24 protein-coding genes are annotated in these 19,729 nt (G+C 63.3%); 11 read left to right on the forward strand and 13 right to left on the reverse strand.

The window, feature by feature from the left end:
• Nucleotides 1–342 precede the first annotated feature (342 nt).
• The 10 genes from E3374_RS02830 to E3374_RS02875 form a co-directional block, all read right to left on the reverse strand.
• Nucleotides 343–1,149, reverse strand: a complete 807-nt coding sequence (locus E3374_RS02830; RefSeq protein ID WP_136687522.1) for a helix-turn-helix transcriptional regulator — start codon at nucleotides 1,147–1,149, stop codon at nucleotides 343–345.
• 48 nt (nucleotides 1,150–1,197) lie between these two features.
• A complete protein-coding gene (locus E3374_RS02835) occupies nucleotides 1,198–1,776 on the reverse strand; it encodes a SprT-like domain-containing protein (protein WP_136687523.1) in 579 nt (192 codons plus the stop codon).
• Between the two features lie 2 nt (nucleotides 1,777–1,778).
• Entirely contained in the window at nucleotides 1,779–2,546 is a 768-nt protein-coding gene (locus E3374_RS02840; protein WP_136687524.1) for a Nif3-like dinuclear metal center hexameric protein, read from the reverse strand.
• Nucleotides 2,547–2,618: 72 nt separating this feature from the next.
• Nucleotides 2,619–3,548, reverse strand: a complete 930-nt coding sequence (locus E3374_RS02845) for a hypothetical protein (RefSeq protein ID WP_136687525.1) — start codon at nucleotides 3,546–3,548, stop codon at nucleotides 2,619–2,621.
• A gap of 78 nt (nucleotides 3,549–3,626) precedes the next feature.
• Nucleotides 3,627–4,439: an arginase family protein gene (locus E3374_RS02850; RefSeq protein ID WP_136687526.1), complete on the reverse strand. Its 813-nt coding sequence runs from the start codon at nucleotides 4,437–4,439 to the stop codon at nucleotides 3,627–3,629.
• Nucleotides 4,440–4,814, reverse strand: coding sequence for a translation initiation factor IF-5A (locus E3374_RS02855; protein ID WP_136687527.1), 375 nt, complete (start codon nucleotides 4,812–4,814; stop codon nucleotides 4,440–4,442).
• Between the two features lie 145 nt (nucleotides 4,815–4,959).
• Complete coding sequence (locus tag E3374_RS02860) at nucleotides 4,960–6,702, reverse strand: ABC1 kinase family protein (RefSeq protein ID WP_136687528.1); 1,743 nt, start codon at nucleotides 6,700–6,702, stop codon at nucleotides 4,960–4,962.
• Nucleotides 6,703–6,716: 14 nt separating this feature from the next.
• Nucleotides 6,717–7,073, reverse strand: a complete 357-nt coding sequence (locus E3374_RS02865) for an Hsp20/alpha crystallin family protein (protein WP_136687529.1) — start codon at nucleotides 7,071–7,073, stop codon at nucleotides 6,717–6,719.
• Between the two features lie 117 nt (nucleotides 7,074–7,190).
• Complete coding sequence (locus E3374_RS02870) at nucleotides 7,191–7,964, reverse strand: hypothetical protein (protein WP_248299376.1); 774 nt, start codon at nucleotides 7,962–7,964, stop codon at nucleotides 7,191–7,193.
• A 75-nt stretch (nucleotides 7,965–8,039) separates the two neighbouring features.
• The gene (locus tag E3374_RS02875; RefSeq protein ID WP_136687530.1) at nucleotides 8,040–8,678 is read right to left on the reverse strand and encodes an HAD family hydrolase; all 639 of its coding nucleotides are present in this window, start codon (nucleotides 8,676–8,678) and stop codon (nucleotides 8,040–8,042) included.
• Between the two features lie 87 nt (nucleotides 8,679–8,765).
• On the opposite strand from E3374_RS02875, the gene E3374_RS17010 reads away from it, so the two are divergent.
• Nucleotides 8,766–8,939, forward strand: a complete 174-nt coding sequence (locus E3374_RS17010) for a hypothetical protein (RefSeq protein WP_169051760.1) — start codon at nucleotides 8,766–8,768, stop codon at nucleotides 8,937–8,939.
• A gap of 90 nt (nucleotides 8,940–9,029) precedes the next feature.
• On the opposite strand, the gene E3374_RS02880 is transcribed toward E3374_RS17010, so the two are convergent.
• Together E3374_RS02880 and E3374_RS02885 are read right to left on the reverse strand one after the other, a co-directional pair.
• Nucleotides 9,030–9,224 carry a cold-shock protein gene (locus E3374_RS02880; protein ID WP_008526685.1) on the reverse strand — a complete coding sequence of 65 codons (195 nt, stop codon included), beginning with the start codon at nucleotides 9,222–9,224 and terminating at the stop codon, nucleotides 9,030–9,032.
• Between the two features lie 111 nt (nucleotides 9,225–9,335).
• The gene (locus E3374_RS02885) at nucleotides 9,336–10,508 is read right to left on the reverse strand and encodes a lycopene cyclase domain-containing protein (RefSeq protein WP_136687531.1); all 1,173 of its coding nucleotides are present in this window, start codon (nucleotides 10,506–10,508) and stop codon (nucleotides 9,336–9,338) included.
• A gap of 125 nt (nucleotides 10,509–10,633) precedes the next feature.
• Between E3374_RS02885 and E3374_RS02890 the strand changes: the two genes are divergently transcribed.
• From E3374_RS02890 to E3374_RS17015, 8 genes are all read left to right on the forward strand, one after another.
• Entirely contained in the window at nucleotides 10,634–12,076 is a 1,443-nt protein-coding gene (locus E3374_RS02890) for a DASH family cryptochrome (protein WP_136687532.1), read from the forward strand.
• 268 nt (nucleotides 12,077–12,344) lie between these two features.
• On the forward strand, nucleotides 12,345–13,220 hold the full coding sequence (locus E3374_RS17345; protein ID WP_211194901.1) for a type II toxin-antitoxin system HicB family antitoxin: 876 nt from the start codon (nucleotides 12,345–12,347) through the stop codon (nucleotides 13,218–13,220).
• 10 nt (nucleotides 13,221–13,230) lie between these two features.
• The gene (locus tag E3374_RS17945; protein WP_136687533.1) at nucleotides 13,231–13,491 is read left to right on the forward strand and encodes a type II toxin-antitoxin system HicA family toxin; all 261 of its coding nucleotides are present in this window, start codon (nucleotides 13,231–13,233) and stop codon (nucleotides 13,489–13,491) included.
• Nucleotides 13,492–13,891: 400 nt separating this feature from the next.
• Nucleotides 13,892–14,182 carry a hypothetical protein gene (locus E3374_RS02905; RefSeq protein WP_136687534.1) on the forward strand — a complete coding sequence of 97 codons (291 nt, stop codon included), beginning with the start codon at nucleotides 13,892–13,894 and terminating at the stop codon, nucleotides 14,180–14,182.
• A gap of 42 nt (nucleotides 14,183–14,224) precedes the next feature.
• Entirely contained in the window at nucleotides 14,225–14,443 is a 219-nt protein-coding gene (locus tag E3374_RS02910) for a DUF7561 family protein (RefSeq protein ID WP_136687535.1), read from the forward strand.
• Between the two features lie 58 nt (nucleotides 14,444–14,501).
• A complete protein-coding gene (locus E3374_RS02915; RefSeq protein ID WP_136687536.1) occupies nucleotides 14,502–15,437 on the forward strand; it encodes an alpha/beta hydrolase in 936 nt (311 codons plus the stop codon).
• Between the two features lie 57 nt (nucleotides 15,438–15,494).
• Entirely contained in the window at nucleotides 15,495–16,367 is an 873-nt protein-coding gene (locus E3374_RS02920) for an ATP-grasp domain-containing protein (RefSeq protein WP_136687537.1), read from the forward strand.
• Between the two features lie 192 nt (nucleotides 16,368–16,559).
• On the forward strand, nucleotides 16,560–16,697 hold the full coding sequence (locus E3374_RS17015; RefSeq protein ID WP_169051761.1) for a hypothetical protein: 138 nt from the start codon (nucleotides 16,560–16,562) through the stop codon (nucleotides 16,695–16,697).
• A gap of 52 nt (nucleotides 16,698–16,749) precedes the next feature.
• On the opposite strand, the gene E3374_RS02925 is transcribed toward E3374_RS17015, so the two are convergent.
• Nucleotides 16,750–17,145, reverse strand: a complete 396-nt coding sequence (locus tag E3374_RS02925; protein WP_136687538.1) for an Hsp20/alpha crystallin family protein — start codon at nucleotides 17,143–17,145, stop codon at nucleotides 16,750–16,752.
• 222 nt (nucleotides 17,146–17,367) lie between these two features.
• Here E3374_RS02925 and gap point away from each other — a divergent pair, with 222 nt between their 5' ends.
• Both gap and E3374_RS02935 read left to right on the forward strand, forming a co-directional pair.
• Nucleotides 17,368–18,378: a type I glyceraldehyde-3-phosphate dehydrogenase gene (gene gap, locus E3374_RS02930; RefSeq protein ID WP_136687539.1), complete on the forward strand. Its 1,011-nt coding sequence runs from the start codon at nucleotides 17,368–17,370 to the stop codon at nucleotides 18,376–18,378.
• Nucleotides 18,379–18,448: 70 nt separating this feature from the next.
• A complete protein-coding gene (locus tag E3374_RS02935) occupies nucleotides 18,449–19,669 on the forward strand; it encodes a phosphoglycerate kinase (RefSeq protein WP_136687540.1) in 1,221 nt (406 codons plus the stop codon).
• Nucleotides 19,670–19,729: the final 60 nt, after the last annotated feature.

Consider the following 19,729-nt stretch of genomic DNA (forward strand, 5'->3'; position numbering starts at 1 on the left):
CGTCATGAATCGCCCGTGCCCGTGACTTTCCCCTGCCGACGGTGACCGAGGTGTTTCCCCACACCCACCGCCGGTGCCGTGGTCGCCGTCACGCTGCCCGAAATGGCGATGGCGTCAACGGGAACCCCGATCGCACGCCCGGGCCCGCTCGTATCCACTGTCAGTCAGCACCGTCACTCGACGATACCCGCGCGACACGGCGCCGTCGTCTTTCCCAGCCACGATTTGCGTTCCAGCCAGCATGCCCATAGTGATATCCGTTGTCGGAACGACACGCCTTGCGATCAGGTCTTCTTTCGGTGAAAACACGTGACTGACCGGTCATCGTCGACCGCAGTCCGGTCAGGGACGGAGTGGTTCGGCGGCCTCGAGGTGTTCGTCGATGTATTCGTGGGCCCATTCGAGGACGACTGGATCGTCCGTCACGCACAGTGCCCGGAGGTGACCGTCCCGCCCTGGCGTTCCGATCGCGACCTTCCCATCGGCGATACACATCCCGATCTCGAACTCGTCCGTAGCCACGAACATGTCCACGGCGTCGGCAGTAACAGTCGTCTCGTGGACTGGGGCGTACTGCCCGTTCGAATTGGCCGCTCGTACGGCGGCCTCCGACAGAACGATCTCCACCGAGAAGTCCTCGCCGGCCTCGATCCGACCGGCGAGTTGTTCGACGCTCCGTCGTTCGACGGCGGGTGCCAGATCACGGATCTCCGAGGCAGTCGACCGGACATCGAGCAGGCGATCGAGCGGCGCGTACGAACTCCCGTCCGTGACGACGGTCACCTCACTGTCCTCGAGACGATCGACCGAAAACGGGAACGCATCGTCCGGGACGTCACAGAGGAACGTCGCGAGATCGTCCTCGAACGTGACGTTCTCGACGAACGCCGTGTACTGCCGGTACACTCCGCCGCCGAGGGCACTGCGGCGATACCCGTCGTCCGTCTCCTGGACGAACCCGTACTCGACGAGGTCGTCGAGAGTCCGAAGAATCGTCCGCCGGGTGGCGTCGATCGCCTCCTCCAGATCGTAGCGATCCCTGGCGGTTCCATCGTCGAGTTCGCCGAGGATCGCGACGCGATTCCGTGACTGGGCGAGAAACTGAACCGATTCCCTGGCGGTCACGCTCGCGGGTCGCTCCTGATCCATCGTGGTCAGTTGAGGGATGTTTCCCAGACACAAAGATGTTCAGTGTACTCATCCGGGCCGACTCCGGACCAGCGCCGCGCCACAGCACTCCGAACGATACGCCTCGTACTCACGGACGAACGGACACTCCCGGTACCGTCTGGCGACTTCCGAGCCACACTCGCTACACCGGAACAGCCACTCCGGCGTCGCGAACGTCCGACAGCGGACGTCGGTTTCGACTTCCCGCGCCCGGCGCTCGAACGCTGGTCCGTGATCGGTTGTCCCGTCGCGCTGGAACTGTTCGACGTGTAGTAACTCGTGTCTGAGCGTCGATTTCCACTCGTCGCCGGAAAACGACTCGAAGGCCTCCCAGGTCAGCGAGATCGTACAGGGAAGCGGTCGACCGTCGCTTTCGGGCACGCGTCCCCAGTCGATCGGCTTGCCGACTGTCGCGTCCGGGATCCGCTGTCGTTTCACTGCGGCCGCTCGTCGACGTGCCCGCGTCGAGACCGACCACTCGACGAGATCGAGTCGCACGTCCAGTAACCACTCCCGGCGTGCCTTGCGGGCGTACGCCCGCGACCACGCGATCAACTCGTCGTAACTCTCGATCGCGTCGAACGCCGGCACTCCCTCGACAGCCATGCTCAGAGGCCGGTGGGACAGTCGAGGAACGTCGTCTCCAGATCCCATTCCTCGGCTAGCCCGGCGAGCGCGCCCACGCCGAAGGTTTCGGTCGCGTAGTGGCCGGCAAGGACCACCGTGATCCCGAGTTCCTTCGCGCGGTGGTAGGCCTGTTGTTTGCCCTCGCCGGTTACCAGGGCGTCCATTCCTTTCCGGGCGGCCTCCTCGATCCAGTCCGTGCCGCTGCCGGTGACGACCGCCACGTCGGTGATCTCCGCCGGACCGAAATCGAGTGTCTGCACAGGGGCGTCGTCGGTATCCAGTTCGGCGGTCAGTCGTTCCCGGAGACTCTCGACGGTCGTCGCGGGCATCCGCCCACGCTGGCCGACGTACTCGCCGCCGAGTTCGCCGAAGGGTGCGCGGTTGCTCAGGTCAAGCACGTCAGCCACCCCGGCGGCATTGCCCAGATCCTGGTGGCCGTCGAGTGGCAGATGGGCCGCGTACAACGGGAGATCTCCCTCGAACAGGGGGGCGAGGCGACGGTAGGATTCGCCTGTCACGCGATTGAGCCCATCTCCCCAGAATAACCCGTGGTGGACGACCAGCAAGTCGGCGTCCACGTCGCGGGCTCGGTCGATCGTTTCGATGGCGGCGTCGACCGCGACGGCGACGTGCTCGACCTCGCGGTCAGTGGGCCCGACCTGAAGCCCGTTCTCGCTGGCGTCGACATCGGCGTAGTCTTCGACGCGGAGTCGTTCGTCGAACCGGTCGCATATCTCGGCACAGTCCATACTGATCCCTTCTCCGGGGGTGGCCGTAGTACTTCGGGAGTGGCATCGGAGCGGCGTGATCCCGCCGCCAGGTCAGTCGTCCGATCGGCGGATCCGACTGCCGTCCCGTTCGAGAACCCCCCGCTCGACCAGCGCGTCGATCACCTCGCCCGCCTCGCGCGCGCCGATCCCGTAGGCGCTGCCGGCGACCGTCGTGATCTCTTCCTCTTCGACCGGAAACTCCCGGTTCTGGAGGAGTCTGACGACCTTGTTGTACGACGACTTCGAGAAGTCCCGATCCGCCGCGGCGTTACTTCCGCCGTCCTCGTCCGATTCGTTCACACCACGGTCGCTTGTGTCCACGCTAGTGCCCGCCTCGCTCGCGTCCATTCCACTCGTGCCCGCCTCGCTCGCGTCCATTCCACTCGTGCCCGCCGCCTCATTTGCTTCGCCCGCGTCCATTCCGCTCGTGCCCGCCGCCTCATTTGCTTCGCTTGCGTCCATTCCGCTCGTGCCCGTCCCCTCATTCGCATCCACTCTTTCATTTGCCCCGTTGGCGTCCACTCCCTCGTCTCCTTCATTCACGTGCGTACCCTCGTCTGTCTCACTCGTGTCTGTCTCGATTTCTTCCGTGTCGGCTCTCTCGGCGTCAGGAGCGTGGGCGGCCTCCCGGGCAATCATCTCTTCGTCCCGTTCGTGGCCGGTCTCGAAGTCGACGAGGTTCGGCCGCTCGTCGTCGAAGCGCTCGACGGATCCGGTCAGACCCGGTCCAGAGTCGTCTGCCCGGTCTCCTTCCTCATCGGTCGCTTCGACCGACTCTCGGAGTTCGGTCTGTGCGGGGTCGCGGGTCGCCGAAACGACGCGTTCGACGATCGTCGAGAGCTTCCGTCGACACTCCGGGCAGAGGACCACAGTGCTCTGGTCCTCGACCGAGGGGCGGAGATCGCGCGGTACGACGGGATACTCCTCGAGCGGTGCCTCGACCGCGACGCCACAGAAGTAACACGAGGCCAGTCGATCCATGTGTGCGGTGATGTTCGCCGGCGACAAAAACCCGTTCCGGTTCGAGTGATCTCTCCCGAACGGTTGTACGTCCGCCACTCAGTCCACAGCGTGTGCGAAGACGAACGCCCGAAGGAGTTTCCCACCGAGCGCGGCCGCCTGCCCGTCGTCGCGGTCGTTGACCTCGACGACGTCGAAGCCTGCGGCGTATGGTGCGACTGTCCGAACGACCCGTCGTAGCTCCCGTGGCAAGAGGCCGAAGGGCTCCATCGTCCCCGTCCCGGGCGCAAAGCCCGGATCGGCCACGTCGACGTCCACGCTGAGATAGACCGACTCGTCGTCGAACTCCGGCGTCCACGCCGCTACGTCACCAGGTGCAACGACAGTCACGTCCCCCTCGCTCGCCCTGTCGTACTCGCCTTCGCTGCCGGCGCGCGCGCCGAGTATCACGGCCCGGTCGGCCACCGCCAGTGCGTGACGGGTGACCGTCGCGTGGCTGTAGGGATTACCGGCGTACTCTTCCCGGAGGTCCAGGTGGGCGTCCAGACAGACGAAGACGTCCGGTTCGACCGCGCGGACACCGGCGATGCTGACAGTGTGTTCGCCGCCGATCACGAGGGGCGTCGTCCCGTCGGCGTGGAACTCCCGGAGTTCGGCTTCGAGGAAGGTCAGGTACTCCGCGGCGTCATCGATCGCCCCGACTGCTCCCACGTCGCCGTGATCGTAGACGCCGCGAGCGGAGAAGTGGCTGTCAGTCTCGGGGTCGTAGTCCTCGAACGAGCGGGAAAAGCGCCGGACGCGTCCGGGACCGAAGCGAGCGCCCGGCTGGAACGTCGTCGAGACATCGAGCGGCGCGCCGACGACCGCGTAGGCGGCGTCCTCGCGGTCGGTACTCGCGCCGGGGAAGGCCATCTATACGATCTTGCGCTGGTCTTCGAGTTCGAGATACTCGATCTCGTCGTCGGGCGAGAGGTTCTCGTCGTCGGGGACGCGCATCGTGAACGTCTCGTAGGTCTCTAAGTCCATGACTTGGGCGTCGTCGCCCGAGACCGAGACGACCTGGCCCTGCTTGCGCTCGATGATCGGCACCCAGACCTTCGCGTCGACCGGCTGGGAGAGGCTGCGCTTCTTGCCGTCGAAGACGCCCTTCCCGTCGATTCGGGCCTTCGCACTGCCGTGTTTGCCCGGCTTGGCCGTGCTGTAGGAGGTGATCTTGCACGGCGTTTCGTCCATCATCACGTAACTCCCCTCGTCGAGTTCCCGCACTTCGGTCTGCTGTTTTGCCATGTGGCGGGATTGTCCGGGGACGAGTATAAACGGTTTGGAACCGACCGCGAGCCGAGCTGGCCGCTTTCCGTCGGAGTTGTGACTGCAACCTTGTCGAATCCTGTTGGAAATAAATCAGAACCTTGACAGTATCCAGAAACTCCCGTTACGTCCAGTGATCGTCTTCTGGAACCTCCGCCTCTTCTTCGCTGACCGGTCCATCGGCCCCGATCGACGGCACCCCGGACTCCCCGACGGAGTCTCGCTGTCGCATCTGCTGGCGGGTGAACTGTGGCTTCGCGCGGATCGACCGGCGCTGCCGGAACGACCGATAGAGGGCAAACAGGACCGTCGTCGTCACCAGCGCCGCCAACAGCATCGCCCTGGGCGTCGAGAACGCGTACAGGACGGCCGTCGAGACCAGTCCGCCGGTCGCCAGCATGCCGAGGATCAGCCGCCCGGCCAGCGTGTCGAGCAGGTCGTCCGAGTCTTCGATATCAGCCCGGACGTAGAAGTCGTCCCGGTCGATCCGGTCGAGCGTCGTCTCGAGTTTCGGCGGGATCCGTACCGCCGATCGCCCGGCCTCGCTTACCTCTGTGACGCGATCTCGGACGAATTCCCGGGCGCTCTCCTCCAGATAGCCCTCCTCCCGGAGGAAGTCCGTCGCCACGTCGATGAAGTCGAAGTCCGGATCCAGCGTCACGCAGACCCCCTCGACGACAGTCGCGACCCGGAGGACCAGCGCGAGATTCGCGGGTAGCCGCAAGGGAAACTCGTAGATGGTGTCCTCGACGCGCTGGATGATCTGCTGGACGCGGTACTGCTCGATGTCCTCGCCACGGGCGTCGGCGATCGCCAGTTCCAGCACTTCGGCCATGACCTGGCGATCGGCTTCCGGCGAGAGTGTCCCCATCGCGATCAGGGCGTCCAGAATGGCGTCGATGTCCTGCTCGGCGACAGCCATGTAGAAATCAATGATCCGCTCCTGGACGTAGGAGTCGACCCGGCCACTCATCCCGAAGTCGTAGAACACGAGCGTCCCGTCGTCAGCGACTGCGAGGTTCCCGGGGTGGGGATCGGCGTGGTAGACGCCGTCCTCGACGATCATCTGGAAGTACGCTCGCTCGAGGTTCTCAGCCAGTCGCGTCCGATCGATCCCTTTCCGATCCAGTTCCTCGACATCCGTGATCTTCGTCCCCTCGACGTACTCCATCGTGAGGACGCGTCCCGTCGAGTGCGAGCCGACGACGGGCGGGATCCGGATCCGGTCGTCGCCCTCGAAGTTCCTGCGGATCTCGGTCAGCATCTCTCCCTCCCGTCGGTAGTCCATCTCCTCACGGATTGTCGTCGCGAACTCGTCGGCCAACGTCTCCAGGGAGAACGACCGGGCGTCGTCCACGAAGAACAGGATCACGGGGAGTAACCACCGGACTACGCGCAGGTCGGCTTCGACGAGGTCCTCGACGCCCGGACGCCTCACTTTCACCGCGACCGGATCGCCCTCGACTTCCGCGTAGTAGACTTGCCCCAGGCTGGCCCCACTGATCGCATCGGTGTCGAAGTCGCTAAAGTGCTCGTCGATCGCCCCGAGTTCGTCTTCGAGGACCTCCCGGGCTGCCTCCCATTCGGCCGGCGGGACGCGATCCTGGAGTTTCGAGAACTCCGCGACGTACTCCGGGGGGAGGATGTCGGGTCGCGTCGAGAGTAACTGTCCGAGTTTGATGAACGTCGGCCCGAGCGTCAACAGCGATCCGAGTAGCTTGGCGGCCCGCTCGCGGCGCTGGGACGGCGTCACCTCGCGGCTGGCACCGAACAGGAGGAATCGACGCCGGTCACGGGCGTAAGTGAGCGCGAGCGGGAGGAACTGCCGGACGACGGTGAGAAACCGCCGATAGGAGCGCAGTGACACCGAACGGCTACCCCCTAGGCGTCCTCGACGGGGATCGACTCGCCGCTCGTGACCGACGACTTCGGCAGACGGATCTCCAGGATGCCCCGCTCGACCGTCGCTTCGGCCTCCTCGGTGGTTACGTCCGGCGGCAGCGGGAGTTCCAGATCCAGGAACATCGAGCGTTCCTCTGCGACGTACTCGAAGTTCGCCGGGACCTCCTTCTCCCGCCGTGCTTCGACCACGAGCCGTCCACTGTCGACCCGGATGTCGACTGTCTCGGCGGCGGTCCCGGGAAGGTCGAACACCAGGAGGTAGGCGTCCTCGGATTCGAGCAGGTCGGCGAAGACCGCTTCGGGCAGGTCAGTCAACGCCTCGCGGAGCGCTGTCATGGGTGCCGGTTCGGGCGGTAGGGCCAAAAACGCGGTGGTACGAACAGCTAGCAGCCAGCGACCGATCCCAACGACGTCGATCCCCGTGACCATCATCCCGGGAGTGAGGCGTCACGATCACAGCGTGAGGATCCAGAGCGCCGATGGAATCACCAGGAGGACCCCAAAGACCGTCCCGGCGAACCCGACTTTCGCCACGTCCCAGGCGACGCCGCGCTCGCGTCGATCCGCGATCAGGAACCGCCGGACACTCTTTCCGTCGATGCGGACGCTCACTTCACCGCCGCGGCTCCCCGCGGTCTGATCGTAATGGGCGCGCCCGTAGACATAACAGTCCTCGCCGGGATCGAGGCGACGTTCGACGAAGCGCTGTTCGTTACCGATTCGCAATTCGGTGACGCCGAGGTCGATCGTCCCGTCCTGGGGGGTTACCTTCGGGTTCGCCGCGACGAACTCCCGGATCTCTGTGGGTGGGGTCGTTCCGCCGGGGACCGTCACGGTGTGTTCTTCCAGCCGGCGGACCGATCCGGCTGGCTCGATTCGACAGCTTGCGGTGTCGTCGGCCAGTCTGAACGGGCCGCCGACCAGCCCCTCGTCGAGCGTTTTCCAGTAGGTGTTCGAGCCCGTTCCGGTACCGCTCGTCCGGCGCTCCTGGACCACCCATTCGCAGATCAGGCACGGCGAGCCTGAGATCGGCGCCTCAACCGTCCCTTCGTCGGGCTCGGCGACGCCCTGCACCTCGACAGGGCCCGTCTCGTTTGGGAGTTCGTAGACAGCCAGCGGTTCGCCGCGGTAGACCCGCCAGGCGAACCACAGCTCTCGACCTCCAAGTACCACGGCGAGCGCCCCGACGAGGGCGATCGCGCCGGCTGCGAGATACGCGAGGACCATCCCTGACTGATTCTCGGCCGGCTCCCATGAGGGTTGTGTCCCGACTGCTTGTGGTTCTTCGAGATCCCTCTTCGCTCAGGCGAGTTCGTCCAGTCGCCGCACCCGCCGGACACTCCCGACGGACCCGAGCCGTTCACTCGCGTCGAAGCGCTCGACGTGGATCGCGTCCAGTCCCGCGTTACGGGCGGCTCCGACGTCCTGTGGGCTGTCACCGACCATGACGCCGGTGTGCCCGTTGTCGGTGACGCCGAGGTTTGCCATGGCCCGCTCGACCGGTGCCGGATCGGGTTTCCATCCGAGTTCCTCGTCACAGCAGACGATAGCGTCGAACCCCTCACGGAGACCGAGCGCTTCGAGTGTCGGCTTCGCCAGGTGGGGCTGGGAGTGGGTAACGATCCCGGTCGGCTCGTCGATCGCTGCGAGTAGTTCCCGGGCGTCGTCGTAGAGATAGGCGGCCCGTGCCCGGGCATCGGCGTCCTCGACCTCGTGATAGGTCGACCAGAACGCCTCGGGCTCGAGTCCCCACTCCCGGAGTTGCTCGTTGCGGGACCCGGTGAGTCCGTGCCAGAGGATCCGGACCTGCCGATCGGTGAACTCGTATCCCAACTGCCGACCCACCCGATCGAACACCGCTCGCGGGTACTCGTCCTCGACGTCGATCAGCGTCCCGTCGAGGTCGAACAGCCAGAAGTCGTATTCGAGGCGCCGACTCATCGGCCGTCAGTAGGGCGGTCTCCGCTATGAGCGTTCCGCCCGCTTCACCGGGTGAACCTTATTGTCACGGCGAGCCCCTCTCCCGGTATGGAATCGGAAGCCTGGCAGTCGATCGACGTGATCCACGACACCAAGGGTGAGCCACACGTCCTCCAGCAGAAGGTGCAAGTCTACACTGCCGGCGTCACCGAGGAGTCGAGTGGTTACACCAAGCCGACAATGGAACATCGCCTCGTCCCGCTGGCCGATGTGACGAAATGACTGGCTGTCACGATCGACGTGATCGAGTTGACGAGCCGTCGGCTATGGGGTGTAATAGTGTATTAGGTAAATCGCGATTACGTCGAAGCCTTACTGGCGGACGACGTTGGTCGCGCGGGGGCCCTTCTCGGCCTGTTCGATGTCGAATTCGACTTCCTGTCCCTCTTCGAGGTCCGGGCCGCCGACGTCTTCCATGTGGAAGAACACGTCTTCGTCCGCATCCTCAGTCTCGATGAAACCGTAACCGCCAGTGTCGTTGAAGAAATCGACCGTACCAGTTGCCATTGCGAATCTATCGAGGGGAGGGGGATGTATAAGGGTTCCGAGAGATGGCCTACCACGGGTAGTCGAGACACCCGCCGTGAATGTGGAAGCCACCCATGCGCGGCGACTCCATCACCTGTCGTTTCCACGTAACATCTCGTGAATACCGAGCACCAGCGCGGGGACGACGATCATGAACAGGTGCTCCTCGATCGGGATCGCCAGCAGTTCGATCCCGGTTCGTAGTTCGATGGCGAAGACACCCACTTCGAGGGTGTACCAGTCCCAGACGTACGCCAGCGGATAGAGGACGGCGATCGTCCGCGCGGCGTTCGCGATGGCGTCGGCTCGCCACAACAGCGCCAGGGCGAGTCCGCCGAACGCCACCTCCGTCACGAGATAGGTGTACGGTCCGAGGACGCCGATGTCGACCGGGAGCGGACCGGTCATCGGTCGATACCACAGTGCAACCAACAACAGCGCGAGAAACACGTAGGCCCCGCGGACGAGCAGCATTGTCGCCACTCGCGGGTCAGCCCGGCGGGCGACCGCCGACACCGCTCCGAACGCGAAGACTGCCAGTATCGTCCCGGTCGGGAACACTTCGAGAGCTGCCAGCACGGCCACGCCGAGCAGTCCGGCGGCCAGAAACCCCTCGGCCACCCGGCGGGCACGTCGCGGACCCAGCACGACGGCGACCGTCCGCTTGTCGATCGACCGGTCGTAGGCCAGATCCTGAGCGTCGTCGATCACCTTGATGCCCAGCAGTACCGCGAGCAACACGCCCGCCAGGGCGATCGCGGTCGGCGTCAGCGAACCGTTCCCCGCGACGAACGCCCCCAGCAGTGCCAGTGCGATCCCGGCCGGATACCCGCCGGTCGCCGTGACGGGATTGGTGTCCAGTTGCGGTGCGTGAAAGTATCCGAGTGCCCACGTGGGCGCGGTCAGCGCGGCCGCGCCCGCGCCGCCGGTCAGGAAAACGCCGGCCAGTGCAGTCGCGAAGACGATCCCGGCACCGACCTGCGCGAGCCGACAGCCCGCGGCCGAAAGCGGGTGATCGTCGTCTTCGCCGCGGACGAAGAAGTCGACGTACCCGTCCGTGATGTGGGCGGTATAGACGGCCGCAAAGATCGCCGTCGCGTGCAACGCGGCCACCGTCGGAACAAACGATCCCGTTTCCCGGGCGGCAAGTAGCGACCCCGTCAGCGAGACGGCCACCGGCGGCAGCATGAACACTGGATGGATCTGGGACGCCAGCGCCCTAGCCGCCGGGACGGTGCCTGACTGGTGACGCGCGATCGCCATACGTGTGTCTCGGTATCGACTCGCATAGTCGTGTCGGCGCGCTCAAGTGTTGCTGGCGAACCGTCACTCCAAACTGCCTCGTGCCAGCCCCGGCGTCCAAGTGGATCCGGCCCCGCATCCGACCCATGCCAGAGACGGCCGTCGTTTGGTTCCGTCGCGACCTCCGCACGCAGGATAACCCCACCCTCGCAGCCGCCTGTTCCGCCGATCGGATCCTCCCGGTCTACTGTTTCGACCCGCGCCGGTACGGCCGGCGGGCGTTCGGCGGGCAGGCGTCCTTCGAGTACGATGGCATCGGGGCCGGTCACGCGCAGTTCGAACGCGAATCCGTCGCGGACTTGCGCGAACAGTTTCGAGACGCAGGTGGCGATTTGCTCGTCCGCCACGGCCGTCCCGATGAGGCGCTGCCGGAGCTCCTCGAACGTGTCGACGCCGATCGCGCGCATTTCCAGACGCTCGCGATTCCGGAGGAGCGGACGCGGGAACACCAGGTTCGAGAGGCACTGCCGGACGACGTTACCGTCGAACGGCACTGGACGCACACGCTCCACCACATCGAAGACTTGCCAACTCCGTACGACGAGATTCCGGACACGTTCACGCCCTGGCGAAAGGAAGTCGAGGCCGAAAGCCGCGTTCGCGATCCGATCGACATCCCCGATGTCCAGCGGTTGCCAGGGGATGTACCCCATGCCGGATCGATTCCAGATCTCGACTCCCTGGGCGTCGTCGGCGATGTCCCCGACGATGATCGGATGCCACTCGATTTTGCGGGCGGCGAAACCGCCGCCCAGCAGCGTCTCGACGAGTACGTCTGGGAGACCGACTCCCTCCGGGAGTACAAGGTGACGCGCAACGGGCTGATCGGGCGGGACTATTCATCGAAGTTCTCACCCTGGTTGAACGCCGGCTGCCTGTCGCCGCGGGAAGTCTATCGGACGGTCGAGGAATACGAGGCCGAGCGCGTCAGTAACGACTCGACGTACTGGCTGCTCTTCGAGTTGCGCTGGCGGGACTTCTTCGCCTTCCAGTTTGCCAAATACGGCGGGAAATTCTTCAGGCCGGGCGGGATCCGCGAGCGAACGGATCTCGACTGGCGCCGGGACGAGGTCGATTTCCAGCACTGGCAGGCGGGAGAGACTGGAGTCCCGTTCGTCGACGCCGCGATGCGCGAACTGGCCGCGACGGGGTACATGAGCAACCGCGCCCGCCAGAATGCCGCGTCGTTTCTGGTCCACGACCTCGGGATCGACTGGCGATGGGGCGCGGCCCACTACGAGCACCACCTGCTCGATTACGATCCGGCTTCGAATTACGGCAACTGGGCGTACATCGCCAAAGTCGGCAACGACAGTCGGGATGGTGGGTTCGACGTGCTCTCTCAAGCCGAGCGCTACGATCCCGGTGCCGAGTACATCCAGCGGTGGTGTCCGGAGCTCGATGGGCTGATCGGCGAGTACGCCCGCGAACCCTGGCGGATGGACGACCGCGAGCAGCGGGATCGGGGGATCGTACTCGGCGAGGACTATCCAGCGCCGATGGTGGACCCCGAGCGGTTGCGAGATTGAATTCCGTGATCGATGTGCTGCTCAACAGGTGACGCTCTGTTCGTGGATCGCAATCAGAGACGGATCAGATCGTCCTTCCATCAGTAGTGAGTCATAGAACCGTTTACAGCCGGTTTGCTGCGATGCAACGCGAGTATAAAATATCGGCACGGGGATGATTATAGAACGCAGTGCAAGATTTAGGCGCACATCTTGCACGGATGGTTGTTCAAATCGCCGTGGCCGGATCTTACGATACAGCTTCCCTCATCGCAAACAAGGGGCGGTAATGACTCACTCTACGGAAGCTAAGGCGCGCCGGATATCCTTTATATCCGGGCTCGAAAACACTCCTACAAGCATATATGTATTGAGCGTCCAGTGCGTATTAGTTACTCCAATGCGAAACGAGGAAACCCTGACCCTCTCGCTGTTGTATACACGCAACCGTGAGGCAATTGAGGGTGCAACTCGCTTCCAGAAGCTGGTATTCCTTGCACAGGAGGAGCAACGGTTTGCAGAGGTCTTCGACTTTGAGCCGTACAAATACGGCCCGTATTCGACTGAATTAGCTTCGACGGTGCAAGGACTGGAGGCTAGGGGGCTCGTGAAAACCGAGATGGACACGAATGCATACGGACAGGAGCGTGTCGTTTATAGACTCACGAGAGAGGGGATTGCACAAATACGCGAAGAGATGGATGAGCGAAAGCTTGATGATGTCTTTGATGCTGCAGAAGAGATCAAAGCCACTTACAACGATTGGGGAACTGAGCGATTGTTGAAGTACGTCTACCGCAAGTACGACGAATACACGACTGACACCGACATTGATATTGATCGGCTTTTTGATCCGGACGCCTCGATCTTTGAGAGGAGGGCAGATATACAAGACACTGATCCGAGCGAGTTTCGGTCGTATATCGAAGAATACACCACATCAAAGAATACAGACGGGACGTGGACTGCCCGAGACCCGGTTCAGGAATTTACTGCACTCGGTGAGACCCAAGCAGACGCTATCGACAAGTTAGGTGAGGTAATTGCAACGGCGCACGGAGATGCCGGTGAACCCGTGGCCGACGAGGATCTTGAAGAATGGGGTATCGACCCTGAGGGCGTAAGCGAAACGGATTCTGGGCCGTTGCCTGATTTTATGACTTGATTCTAGCGAAATGGTATCGTATGACTACTCCGGGCGGGAAGTCGCTGCCGCTATGGTCAATTCCAGTGTGAGTTGGATTCCGAATGGCCGGACAGGAAGTCATATAATCTTGAAATGGGAGCCCCCAAACGATCATGAAGAGTCGGAACAGCGCACAGTCAGTATCCCGAATGCTGACTCACTACCGCGCGGAACGCTGGATGGCATTAGCAAAGACGCCGGCGCAGACAATCTTGATGAGTTCTGCGAGTGGATTGAATCTAATCTCTGAATGTAGATTTGCTCCCTAACGGGAAACTCATTGAATAGTCTATAAGTCTGAAAGGCACGCGTGTTGTATTCAGTAGTCCCCTCAGAAAATGATCTGTAACTGAGAAAATCCACAGTGGTCACGAGAAACGTGTTATGAGTTTATCATTTACCGCTGTCGGAATGAAAAGAGATGAGCCGTCGTGATGAATACACACTCTTGTATCTTGCACACAACTCTTGAGAGGGCCGAGGTAGACAGACCGTGCAAATCCTTCTATGACGCGCTATTCTGTCGCTCCGATTATCGACTCACCTCCGCTCGCATACCGAAGTAATCGGACTAAAAGGAGATTGAAGCACGACGAGCAGATCTCACCCACGTCGAAAACGCTTACTGACGGCTGTCCGAAGACGGAGACATGACCGCACGCTTCCCCGAGAACCGCAAGCACAACCTGGCGATCGAGTTCTCGCGGTACGCCGAATTCGGCGTCGGCGACGTTCTCGAAACGTCCGAGGGTGAGTCGGTGACCGTTACGGACTTCGCCTTCCGGTTCGAGACCGACGATTTCGTCTACTGGTTCGAGGAACTGGAGGGGTCCTACACGGAGAGCGAGATCGAAGCGTGGGCACTGATCGAGGAGGCCGAGCGCGAGGAGTACGTCGATCCGGGGTTCGAGGGCCAGCAGATTCCCGATCCCGAGGAGTGACCTCTCGGACGCTTTTTGCGCGTCGGAGCCCGAACGGGAGTCATGACGACCGATCCCTGCGACGGCTGTGGCCGCGAGGTGCGGATCGCTGGCGGCATCGGTGACTTCTGGAACAGTGACCGCTCGGCGACCGGAGGCATGACCCTCGAACTCGCCGACGGTACCGAGCACTTCCTTTGTTCGGACTGTATCGACGCACTCCCAGACGACCGCGAGGTCCGAGCCGAAGACGTGGCGACTCTCGAAGAGCGGTCCGATTGAAGTCCGGCCGGCTCGAGGGCCCCGCAGGCTTTTCCACTCGCCGATCCTCCCGTGAGGTATGTCTGCCAGCGAGATGCATCCCCAGGCACGCGCCGTCGTCGATCGACAGCGACGCCTCGGGATGCCCCCGATCTCCAGGTTCGACCGGCGTCTCGTACGTACGCTGGAGGGCGTGAGTGCGTGGCTGAATACCCGCGATCCGCCGGCGGTCGGCGCCACAGTAGACGGGTCGATTCCGGGACCCGACGGCGACGTCTCCGTCCGCCTCTACCGGCCGGCTGCGCCCCCACCGTACCCGACGATCGTCTTCTTCCATGGCGGCGGGTTCGTCCTTGGAAGTATCGGGACACACGACCTCCTGTGTCGGCGACTGTGTCGACAGACGGACGGAGTCGTCGTCTCCGTCGAGTACCGCCTCGCCCCGGAAAACCCGTTCCCGGCGGCGGTCGAGGACGCCTACGCGGCCACGCAGTGGGTGGCGGACAATCCCGACCGACTCGCGTCCGACGGAACACTGGTCGTCGCGGGCGACAGCGCTGGCGGGAACCTCGCGGCCGTGGTCGCGCTCATGGCCAGAGATCGGGACGGGCTCGCCGTCGACTATCAGGTACTGCTCTACCCCGGGATCGGGATCCACGAGGATCAGGGCTCCGTCCGGGAGAACGATGGCATCGTTTTGGCCGTCGAGGATCTCGAGTGGTTCCAGGAGTGCTATTACGGGAGCGAGATCCACCGGCGCAATCCGTACGCCGATCCGGCCGAGGCTTGCGATCTTTCCGGGGTCGCCCCTGGGACAGTGGTGACAGCCGGGTTCGATCCCCTCCGTGATGGCGGGGTCGCTTACGCCGACCAGCTGGAAGCGGACGACGTTGAGGTCACCCACCGACACCACGCGGATATGATCCACGGCTTCGCGACCTCGTCGGGGATCGACCGCGCCGAGACGGTCGTCGCCGACGTCGCCACGGACCTCTCGGAGGCCGTCACGAGGTGACGGCTCCCCGAAGCGCTCGGACCGAAGGGTTTTGCCGACCGTGGCCGGAGTATCCCCATGCTCCGGCTGGCGGTGGCCACGCAGGCAGAAACGTTCGCGCGCATGCGCGACCCGCTCGCCGACCGTGATATCGAGGTCCTCGCACTCCGTACGGACGAACGAACGGTCCCGCTCGGTGGTGATCCGTTCCCCGACGTCGACGTCGGGTACGTCTTCCCCCCGCGTCTGATGGAAGGCAGTGTCGCTGACGCCGTTCTCGACATCCCGTGGATCAATGATCGCGCGTGCGTCCTGCGCTCGCGCAACAAGGCCGAGACCCTTCGGCGACTCACCGATGCCGACGTGCCGGTCCCCGAGACCACGCTCGTTTCGAACCCCGTCGATCGGGACGATCTGGTCGAGGCGTTCGAACGGTTCGATCCGCCGGTGATCGTCAAACCGAACTCGACGACCCGGGGGACCGGGGTCACGTTGGCTCACGATCTCGATTCGTTCCTCGGCATCGCCGATTATCTCGATCTCGTTCACGACTACCGGGCGACCGGCGACCGATCGTTCCTGGTTCAGGAATTCTTGCCGGACGCCAGGGACTACCGCGTGATGGTCCTCGAGGGCGAGTACGTCGGCGCCGTCGAACGACGGACCCCCGGAACCGACGGCGACCGCTGGAAACACAACGTCCACCGAGGGGCGACCGCCCGTGCCGTCGACCTCCCGGCGGAACACCGTCGGCTCGCCGAACGGGCCGCGACGGCCCTAGAGATCCCCTTTCTCGGCGTCGATCTGCTTGTCACCGCCGACCGTGCTGTCGTCTCCGAGACGAACGCGCGTCCCACGATCGACGACGGCAAGTACGTCAGGGACTTCTGGGACCGTCTCGCTGCTGTGATCCGACGGACTGCTGACGGGTCACGCTCGCCACACGGATAGAACACTCTCGGATCCCAACCAGATCCTGACCGCCCCTCGATAGACATACGGAACCTCACCCATTGTCTTGTTCATTGGCACCAATAGACACAAACCGCAGCAATGCTCGGCCATCGCGCCGTGAGATATAATGGACAGGTAACATATAATCACAAAACTATTATTATCGACCGTGTATAATTAGTGAGTGCCATGTCGGCGGTACAACTCCATCGGTGCCCGGCCTGTGGGAGCGACGAGCGAACGAAAGTGGACCAACAGCCGGTACCAGGTGGGACCGACTGGCGCTACTACGAGTGTCCCTCCTGTGGATACGAGTGGCGAGCCTGAGTTCCAGTCTCCGGCTGTTCCGCCTCTTTTCTCTTCAGAACGAGTCGAACTGCTAGGCGAGGTCGATATCGGCCGAGTCCTCGGCGGTTTCGAAGGTCACTTCGAGGATCCCGTTGTTGTAACTGGCTTCGGCACTGTGTTCGTCGACGCGCGCGGGTAGCTGGACGCGTTCGTAATACTCGCGCTGTTCGCCCGCGGCATCGATCGTGAGTTGTTCCCCATCACACTTGAGGTCGATCGCTTCCTTGGAGACACCCGGCAGGTCGGCGACGACACGCAGTCGGTCGTCCTCCTCGTAGACATCGAAGTGGACGTCACCGGTCACCGTCTCCGTCGGGTCATGCCGTTCGACGCGCATATCGAACTCGCCGCCCGTGATGTCGTTCATCATCCGCTCGAGTTCGCGAAAGAAATCGTCGAAGGGGTCATCCCGGTCGTCTCTTCGCATGCGCGAGAATAAGGTCGAACGCGTCAAAAGCCTTCTGAACGCCGAATAATCGGTCACGAGACGCCCTCGTTGGGTCGATTGTACGTTCGTCCGTCCGTTCGTGTACATAGTGATATATACATCCTTCACGGATGACTATCGTGAGATAGTCGGACTTCACAGCCCCATATCGAAAAACATTTACTCAATGTTGCCGCTATCTCTACGTGGAGCTATACTACTATGAGTGCAAGCGATCCGGTCCGCATCGGGATCAACGGGTACGGCCGTATCGGCCGCTGTACCCTTCGTGCAGCCCTGGAGAACGACGACGTCCAGATCGTCGGGATCAACGACGTGATGGACTTCGAGAAGATGGAGTACCTCACGAAGTACGACAGCGCGCTGGGTACCCTCCCCTACGATGTCGAACTCGACGGTGACAGCCTCGTCGTCGACGACAACGAGATCGACCTGCTGAACGTCCAGAGTCCCGAGGAACTGCCGTGGGACTCCCTGGATGTCGACGTCGCCATCGAGTCGACGGGCATCTTCCGGACGAAGGACGAGGCCAGCGCCCACCTCGATGCCGGTGCCGAGAAGGCGTTGCTCTCCGCGCCGCCGAAGGGCGACAAGCCCGTCCCGCAGTTCGTCTATGGCGTCAACGACGACGAGTACGACGGCGAAGACGTCGTCTCGGCGGCCTCCTGTACCACCAACAGCGTCTCGCCGCCGATGTACGTCCTGCTCGAAGAGTTCGGCGTCGACGCCGCGGAGATGACCACGATCCACGCCTATACCGGCAGCCAGGCCATCGTCGACGGCCCCAAGTCCAAGACTCGACGTGGTCGTGCAGCCGCCGAGAACATCGTCCCGACGACGACCGGTGCCTCGACGGCGACCCCGCAGATCCTGCCCGAACTGCAGGGCAAGTTCGAGGCCATGGCGATCCGCGTCCCGGTCCCGAGCGGTTCGATCACCGAGATCGTCGTCGATCTGCCCGGCAACCCGAGCCCCGAGGAGATCAACGACGCCATGTCCGAGTACGCCGCGGGCGAACTCGAGGGCTCGATGGGCGTCACCGACGATCCGATCGTCTCCCGGGACATCATCGGCCAGCAGTACGGCTCGGTCGTCGACTTGAAGAAGACCTCGGCCGTCGAGGGCGGCAAGCTCGCGAAGGTCTTCGCCTGGTACGACAACGAGATGGGCTACACGTCCCAGATGATGCGCCTGGCCGAGGACATCGTCTGATCACCGGATCCACCTCTCCCCCGTAGTGTACAGGGACGCAATTTCTCTCAACATACAACACCTAACAATCATGGCTGCATTCAACACGCTCGACGACCTCGCAGATGGACAGCGCGTCCTGGTCCGCGTCGACCTCAACTCGCCGGTCGAGGACGGCGTCGTCCAGGACAATCACCGATTCGACCGCTACGCGGAGACGGTCCGTGAACTCGCCGATCGGGACAACAAGGTTGTTCTGATGGCCCACCAGGGCCGGCCTGGCCGCGACGACTTCGTCTCGCTGGACCAGCACGCCGAAATCCTCGAAGAGTACGTCGGCAAGGAGATTCAGTTCGTCGAGGACATCTACGGCGACGACGCCATTGCGGCGATCGAGGCCCTCGAGGCGGGAGAGATTCTCCTGCTGGAGAACACCCGGATGGCCGACGACGAACTGCCCGAGAAGGCGCCCGAGGAACACGCCGAGAGCGACTTCGTCCAGACGCTCTCGCCGTACTTCGACGCCTTCGTCAACGACGCCTACTCGGCGGCCCACCGTGCCCACGCTTCGACGGTTGGGTTCGCGCTGGAACTCCCGGCCTACGCGGGCCGCGTGATGGAAGCCGAGTACGAGTACAACACCGGCGTCGCCGAACGCGCCCGCGAGACTGAGGGCCAGGTCACGATGGTTCTGGGCGGCAACAAGAGTGAGGACGTCATCAGCGTCGTCAACAACCTCGGCGACGCCATCGATACGTTCCTCATCGGCGGCCTGCCCGGCGAACTATTCCTCCGCGCGGAGGGCTACCCCGTCGGCATGGACGTCGGCGACATGGACTTACTCGACGACCAGTGGGAGGAGACCAAAGACACACTCGAAGACCTCGTCGCCAACCGCCGTGACGAGTTCGAACTCCCCACTGACTTCGCCTACGAGGACGACGGCGAACGCGCCGAGATCGCTCTCGAAGACATCGAGGAGAAGACGACCGGCTACCTCGACATCGGTCACGACACGATCGACGCCTACGTGCCGATCATCGAGGAGAGCGAGGCCGTCTTCGTGAAGGGCGCGGTCGGCGTCTTCGAGGACGATCGCTTCGCCGACGGCACGGTCGAACTCATCGAAGCCATCGGTCGCACCGACTGCTTCTCGGTCGTCGGTGGCGGTGACACCGCCCGGACGCTGTCGATGTACGGGCTGGACGAGGACGACTACGATCACATCTCGATCGCCGGTGGCGCCTACCTCAACGCCCTGACCGGCCAGGAACTCGAGGCTGCCGAAGTGCTGATCGAGCAGGCCGACTGATCGCGTCCCGGTTTTTCGACGCTCCCCCTCCCGTTTTCGCGGTGCGGTTTCGTTCGCTGT

Origin of the sequence: Halorhabdus amylolytica, from assembly GCF_004944975.1 — an archaeon.
GTDB classification, from domain to species: domain Archaea; phylum Halobacteriota; class Halobacteria; order Halobacteriales; family Haloarculaceae; genus Halorhabdus; species Halorhabdus amylolytica.